At 65.7% G+C, this 2,820-nt stretch carries 2 protein-coding genes; both read left to right on the forward strand.

Features of this window, described 5'->3' with window-relative positions; all coding sequences use genetic code 11:
* A partial coding sequence (locus tag VEG08_01485; protein ID HXZ26649.1) for a CocE/NonD family hydrolase occupies positions 1-1,875 on the forward strand: 1,875 nt, incomplete at its 5' end.
* A gap of 793 nt (positions 1,876-2,668) precedes the next feature.
* Positions 2,669-2,820, forward strand: a 152-nt coding sequence (locus VEG08_01490) for a hypothetical protein (protein ID HXZ26650.1), incomplete at its 3' end; no start/stop codon positions are given.

A 2,820-nucleotide genomic window follows, 5' to 3' on the forward strand; every position in this document is an offset into this window, starting at 1 on the left:
GCCACGGCCCAGCTCAACGAGACTCCCGCCAAGTTCGTACCCTCGACCGACAGCTTCGACTACGTTCGGCGCGAGGTGATGATCCCGATGCGTGACGGCGTCAAGCTGCACACCGTGATCCTGGTCCCGAAGGGCGCGCGCGGGGCACCGATCCTGCTGACTCGCACCCCGTACAACGCCAAAGAGCTGACCGGCCACGCGCCGAGCCCGCACCTGGGGCCGGTGCTGTGGGGCTACGACAACGCCACCGAGGCGATCGTGGAAGAAGGCTACATCCGCGTGGTGCAGGACGTGCGCGGCAAGTACGGCTCCGAGGGCGAGTACGTGATGACGCGTCCGTTGCACGGGCCGCTCAATCCGACGCCGGTCGACCACGCGACCGACACCTACGACACCATCGACTGGCTGGTGAAGAACCTCCCCGAGTCGAACCGGAAGGTCGGCATCCTCGGCATCTCCTACGACGGCTTCCTGCCCCTGATGGCACTGGTCAATCCCCACCCGGCGCTCAAGGTCTCGGTCCCCATGAACCCGATGGTCGACGGCTGGCGGGGCGACGACTGGTTCCACAACGGGGCCTTCCGCCAGCAGAACCTGCCCTACATCTACGAGCAGGAGGCCACGCGCAAGAACCAGGCCCAGTGGTGGAGCGGCTACTTCGACGACTACGACCTCTACCTGCAGGCGGGCTCGGCCGGCGAACTGGCGCGCCAGCACGGCATGGATCAGATCGGCTTCTGGCGCAAGATCCTCGAGCATCCCAGCTACGACGCCTTCTGGCGCGAGCAGGCCATGGACAAGCTGCTGGCCGCCCAGCCCCTCAAGGTCCCCACCATGCTGGTCGCGAGCCTCTGGGACCAGGAAGACATCTACGGCGCCATCGCCGTCTACCAGGCCATCAAGCCCAAGGACACCGGCAACGACATGGTCTACCTGGTGCTGGGCCCCTGGCATCACGCCCAGGAGATCCGCGAGGGCAGCAGCCTGGGCGCGCTGCGCTTCTCCAGCGACACCGCCCTCTACTTCCGCCAGAACATCCTGCGCCCCTTCCTCGACCACTACCTGAAGGACGATGCGCCCCCGGCGGACGTGGCCCCGGTCACCGCCTTCGAGACCGGAACCAACATCTGGCGCCGCCTGCCCGCCTGGCCGGCGGGCTGCCCCAGCGGCTGCTCGCTCAAGCCCACCCCGCTCTATCTGGAGGCGGGGCTGAAGCTGGGCTTCACCGCGCCGCAGACCGGGGACGCGCCCTTCGACGAGTACGTCTCCGACCCCGCCAAGCCGGTGCCCTTCCGCGCCCGCCCCACCCGCCCGGTGGGCTACGACATCCCGAAGGGCCTGACCTGGCCGCTGTGGCTGGTGGACGACCAGCGCGAGGCCTCCGGCCGCCCCGACGTGCTGGCCTTCGTCTCCGAGGCGCTGACCGCGCCGCTGAAGATCAGCGGCCAGCCCGCCGTCCACCTGGTGGCCTCCACCAGCGGCACCGATTCCGACTGGGTGGTCAAGCTCATCGACGTCTATCCCGACGAGGTCGCCGAGCAGCCCAGCATGGGCGGCTACCAGTTGATGGTCTCGGCCGACATCTTCCGCGGCCGCTACCGCGAGAGCCTGGAGACCCCGCACGCCCTCGCCCCCGGCCAGCCCCTGCTCTACCGCTTCGAGCTGCCCACCGCCAACCACGTCTTCCTGCCCGGCCATCGCATCATGGTGCAGATCCAGTCGAGCTGGTTCCCGCTCTACGACCGCAACCCGCAGAGCTTCGTCCCCAACATCTTCTGGGCCAAGCCGGGGGACTACCGGAAGGCCACGCAGCGCGTCTACCACGCTCCCGGGGAGGAGAGCTTTGTCGAGCTGCCCCTGGTGACCACGCCCTAGGCGGCGCACTCCTCGCGCGGCGCGGCCCACGGCGAACCTAGCGCAGCCGCACCCGCGCTATACTCTCTCGATCAATCTAGGAGATCAACAACCATGCGAAGAGTCGGATTGGCACTGGCTCTTTTGGCGGTCTTGCCCCTCATAGGATGCGGCGACTACGAGATTGTGGATAAGTCTCAACAGGTCATCCTGTCCAAGGCCGAATACAGGCAATTGAAAGCCGACGCTGACCTAGGCAAACAAGTAGGCCGATACCGGTTCGAGCGGTATTACCCTGGCGTCTGGAGAGAAGATACTGCTACCGGCGAGAATTGCCTTCTCGACGCTGGAGAGGACTACTGGAAGACCGCAGGGGCCCTGGCCATGGCTTGCCCCACTGAACCCGTAGTCAAGTCGCATCGGGACGCCCAGGGCAATCCCATACCTGAAAGCGGTACGGAGCAGCAGAAGCAACACTAGCGGTGCAGGAGTCTCCTAAACCTTCACGGAACACGTTAGCGTCCCTCCTAGCGTTTTCCGTGGTCCCTCTTCGTTGCCCTGTCGCCCTTCGATCTGCCGTATGCGGAAGTTACGTGCTTCAGTTTCCCGCCGCAGTTAGGGCACAGACTCAGGATTAGAGAGAAGTCTTGTTTACAGGTGGGGCATCTCATCTTGGCGGAGAGCCGTTTCACGTACAGATGGTACGCCAACGCGTGCCGAAGTGATATGGCTCAGTGGCCAAGTCTGCCAAAGGGAGAGTTTCCGTGCTCCGGACCTCCGTTCCACCGCAGCCCGCGTGATAGGATTAGCTGCGATGTCGCGCGAACGCGGACAGCCTGCCCTCGAACTGGCGCCCTCGATTTTGTCGGCTGACTTCGCCCGCCTGGGGGAGCACGCCCAGGCCGCGGTCGAGGGCGGGGCCACCCTGCTGCACGTGGATGTCATGGACGGCCACTTCGTCCCCAA

The organism is Terriglobales bacterium (assembly GCA_035624475.1).
GTDB lineage: Bacteria > Acidobacteriota > Terriglobia > Terriglobales > Acidobacteriaceae > DASPRL01.